Annotated in this window: 2 protein-coding genes; both read right to left on the bottom strand. The window is 67.6% G+C overall.

Features of this window, described 5'->3' with window-relative positions; genetic code table 11:
* The coding region (locus E4L98_RS19865) for a glycosyltransferase family protein (RefSeq protein ID WP_503826143.1) at positions 1-3498 on the bottom strand (3498 nt) is incomplete at its 3' end.
* Positions 3499-3719: 221 nt separating this feature from the next.
* On the bottom strand, positions 3720-4217 hold a 498-nt coding region (locus E4L98_RS19860; protein ID WP_135203278.1), incomplete at its 5' end, for a rhodanese-like domain-containing protein.

Raw genomic sequence — 4217 nt, 5'->3', positions numbered from 1 at the left:
CGCGGCCAGCACCGCCACGCCGTCGATCGGCTCGGCGTCGCCGGCCTGCGCGGCGGCGGCCAGCGTCTCCTGCAGCACGCGCGCGGTGGACACCAGGCCGTCGACGATCTGCGCCCCCAGCACCGGCTCGTCATACAGGCCGGTCAGGCCGGACTGCAAGGTCAGCAGGTGACCGGCCAGGTTGCCGCTGTCGACCGTCGAGATATACACCGGATGCAGCGGCTTCAGGGTCTGGGTATCGTACCAGTTGTAGAAGTGGCCGTGGTAGCGCTCCAGCTGGTCCATCGAATGCAGCGTGTTGCCGGTGCGTTCCATCAGCTGGCCGACGGTGATGTAGCCGAAGTCGGTGGCGGTCAGGTTGGCCAGCAGCGCCATGCCGATATTGGTCGGCGAGGTGCGGTGCGCCACCACCTGCACCGGATGCTCCTGCATGTTATCGGGCGGCAGCCAGTTGTCCTCCGGGCTGACGAAGCGCTCGAAATAGGCCCAGGTGCGGCGCGACAGCTTGTGCAGGAACTGCAGCTGGTCGTGCGACAGCTGGGCGCTCTTGCGTGCGATCGGACGGCTGATCCAGTCGGCCACCGCCGGCGCCACCAGCCACGCCAGCAGGAACAGCGCGGCCGGCGGCAGGCTGGCCGGACGCCAGCCCAGCAGCCAGCCGCCGACGAACAGCGCCAGCACCGGCGCGAACCACATGGTGCGCCAGGTGCTGGCGGCGCCGGCGGCCTGGCGCGACAGCGCCGACGCGCGCCACTCGAGCAGGCGGCGGTGCGAGATGGTCAGGCGCCAGGTGCTGCGCAGGATCGCGTCCATGCTGAAGTAAGCCTCGTACGGCAGGAACACCAGCATCAGGATGGCGTGCGAAAAGTGCAGGCCGGAGCGGCGCAGCGAGGCGCGGATATGCTGGCTCCACAGGGTGTCCTGCGGCCGGTGAACCAGGTCGTACACCATGCTGACCAGCGGCGGCAGGAAGATCACGGCCAGCACAAAGCCGGTCCAGACCCAGGGATCGGGCAGCGAACGCCAGGCGGTGATCAGCGACAGCACCAGCGCCGGCGCGGTCAGGCTGCGGCGCAGGTTGTCGAACAGCTTCCAGCGCGACAGCAGCGACAGCGGATTCTTTTCGCGCTTGCCGTTGCCGCCCAGGACGCGGCCGAACAGCCAGCCGATCAGCTGCCAGTCGCCGCGTATCCAGCGCTGGCGGCGCGTGACATCCTCGCTGTAGGTGGCGGGATAGGCCTCGTACAGCTGTTCGTCGCTCAGCAGGCCGGCGCGCAGATAGCAGCCTTCCAGCAGGTCGTGGCTGAGGATCTTGTTCTCGGGCAGACGGCCGCCCAGCACCTGTTCGAACACGTCGACATCGTAAATGCCCTTGCCGATGAACGAGCCTTCGTAGAACACGTCCTGATACACGTCGGACACGGTGCGGGTGTAGGGATCGATGCCCGGTTCGCCGCCGCACAGTTTTTCGTAGTGCGAGGCGTTTTCGCTCGGTAGCGCTACCGCCACGCGCGGTTGCAGAATGCCGTAGCCCTCGGTGACGCGGCCGCGCGCGGTGTCGACGCGCGGCCGGTTGAGCGGATGCTGCATGGTGGCGATGAACTGCGCCGCCGCGTCGCGCGGCAGCTGGGTGTCGGTGTCCAGCGTGATCACGTAGCGGATACTTTCCAGCTCGCTGGTATCGCCCACCACCACCGAGAACTTGTCGCGCGCGCCGCCGCGCAGATAGCGGTTCAGGTCTTCCAGCTTGCCGCGCTTGCGTTCGTAGCCCATCCACACGCCCTCCTGCGGATTCCACAGGCGCGGGCGGTGCAGCAGCAGGAACGGCGACGCGCGTTCGCCGTTCGGGCCGACGCTGTACTTGTGGTTCAGGTGATTCAGGCAGCGCTTCATCTGCTCGACCAGCATGTCGTCGTTCGGCATTTTCTCGGCGCGGGCGTCGGCAAAGTCGGTCAGCAGGCAGAAACGCAGGTTCGGATCGCGGTTGGCCAGGAAGCGCACTTCCATCTGCTCGAACAGATCGTCGACATTCTCCTTGCTGTAGACCAGCGTCGGCACCACCACCAGCGCGCGGGCGTCGGCCGGAATGCCATCCTTGAAGTCCATGCGCGGCAGCGGATGCGGCTTGGTGACCAGCGTCGCCACCCAGTTCACCAGGTTCAGCGCCAGCTGGCTGCTGGCCAGCAGCGCCAGCACGCCCAGCGCGCCGATCACCCAGCCATGCACGCCATCGCGGCTGGCGCGCTCCAGCAGCAGCGCGGTGCAGACGAAGGCGATGGCGGCGATCGCGCCGATGTACGAGGTCAGTGGCGAAGCGCGCGTGGTGTGCTGCAGCGCCTCCAGCGCCGGGCGCCGCAGGGCGCAGCGTTTTTCCAGCAGCGGCAAGCCGCCGCCGATCAGATAAAAGCCGACGTGGCCATGGCGCGTATCGCCGCGGCCATGGTTTTCCTGCGCCAGCTGCAAGGCTTGCTGCGCCACTTCCGCCTCGGTGAACGTGGAGCGCTTGGCGATCTTCTCGATCGCGTGGCGGTACTGGTCGCGCGTGGCGAATTCCATTTTGCCGTAGGTGTCGGCCGGGTCCTGGCGCAGGGTCTGCTCGACCACGCTCATGGTCTCGACGAACTCCTGCCAGTCCATGGTGCCGAGGAAGCGCAGGCTGCCGATGCTGTTGGCGATCGAGACCTGCTCCGCCGCCTGCTGCTGGATCTCGGCCTGGATCTGCTGTTCGATGGTCTGGCCCGATTCGGCCAGGCGGTGGGTGATCCAGGTCAGCGCCAAGGTCAGCGCCGGGCTCTGGCCCTGCAGCCGGCGCGCCAGCTCGGCCACGAAGGCGCTGGTGATGGGCGGGTTGGAGCGCGCCATGTCGGCCACCATCAGTATCAGCCCGCTCGGATTTTTCTCCGCCACGTCGGTCATCTGGTCGGCCCAGGTGTTGGCCAGGTCGCGCTGCACGCGGTTCTCGGCCACGCGCACCGCCACGCGGCGCAGGTTCTCGATCAGCGCCAGCCGCAGCATGATCGGAATCGCCCACAGCTCGCCCAGCTTCAGCGTGGCCACTTCCTGGTAGGCGTCGACGAAGCGGCACAGCGATTCGGGATCGACGCGGCCGTCGCCGTGCGAGATGATTTCCAGCGCGATCTTGTAGACGCGCGGGGTGCCTTCGGGCGCGCCCTTGCCCAGACGCGGCAACTCCTTGCTGTAGTTCTTCGGCAGGTGACGACGGGCGATGCGGATCTGTTCTTCGATCAGATAAAAATTGTCGAGCAGCCATTCCGAGGCCGGCGTGATCTGGCGGCCGGCCTTGACGGCCGCGGTCAGCTCGTCGCAGGTGGCGTCGATCACGGCGGCGTTTTCCGCCAGGCGCGACAACAGGCGGTCGCGACCGCCGCGCTTGCTCAGTTCATGATGGCTGGCCAGCGTCTTGCCGTGCGCGGCCATCTGCGCCGCGCTGAAGAGTTCCGCCCGTAACGGCAGGTCTTCATCGTCTTCGTCTGACACGAGCGAGCCGGAGGGAGATTCGCGGAACCCGAGCGTCATCTCGGGCAATAGGGGATTGGACTTGTTCAACTTGGACCTCGCGTCAATTCTGCGAACGGGAAATTATCATTCAGCGCATCGTACGGTGGCGCACGGAAGGCGACTGTGCGGTGACGAACATACGAAGTCAGCAATAAAAAAAGGCCGCATTGCGCGGCCTTGAAGGGGAACAAGAACAAGTGTCAGGCAGCAAGCGCCATTGCCTGCGAGGCAGGTGATGCCAGCGCCAAACCGCCGCGCAGGCTGTACACGTGCGGATGGCCGAGCCGGCGCAGACAGTGCGCCGCCTTCAGGCTGCGGTTGCCGCTGCGGCAGAAGAACACCAACGGCGCGGCGGCACCCGCGCCGGCCTCGCGCAGCCAGCTCGCGGCATGCTCGGCCAGCCGGCTCATCGGCACGCTCAGCACGCGGCCGGCCGGCGCCTGGCCGAGGGTGGCGGCAAATTCATAGGGCTCGCGCACGTCGATCAGGCGCGCGGCGGGATGCGTCAGCAGGAACGCGTCCAGCGCGGCGCTGTCGAGCTGCGGGTCGCCGCCGGCGACGGCCGCGCCGGCGTGCAGGGCGGTGCAGAACTGGTTGTGCTCATCGCGCGTCGGGCACAGCAGCGTCTGCGCGCCGGCGATCGCGCGCACGGCGGGCGGCGCGCTGGCCCGCGCGCTGAACGCATGGCGTACGGCCTG

The organism is Duganella callida (assembly GCF_004614165.1).
Lineage (GTDB): Bacteria > Pseudomonadota > Gammaproteobacteria > Burkholderiales > Burkholderiaceae_D > Rugamonas > Rugamonas callida.
The sequence above is the reverse complement of the archived record's forward strand: the minus strand, read 5'-3'. Positions and strand labels throughout refer to the sequence as shown.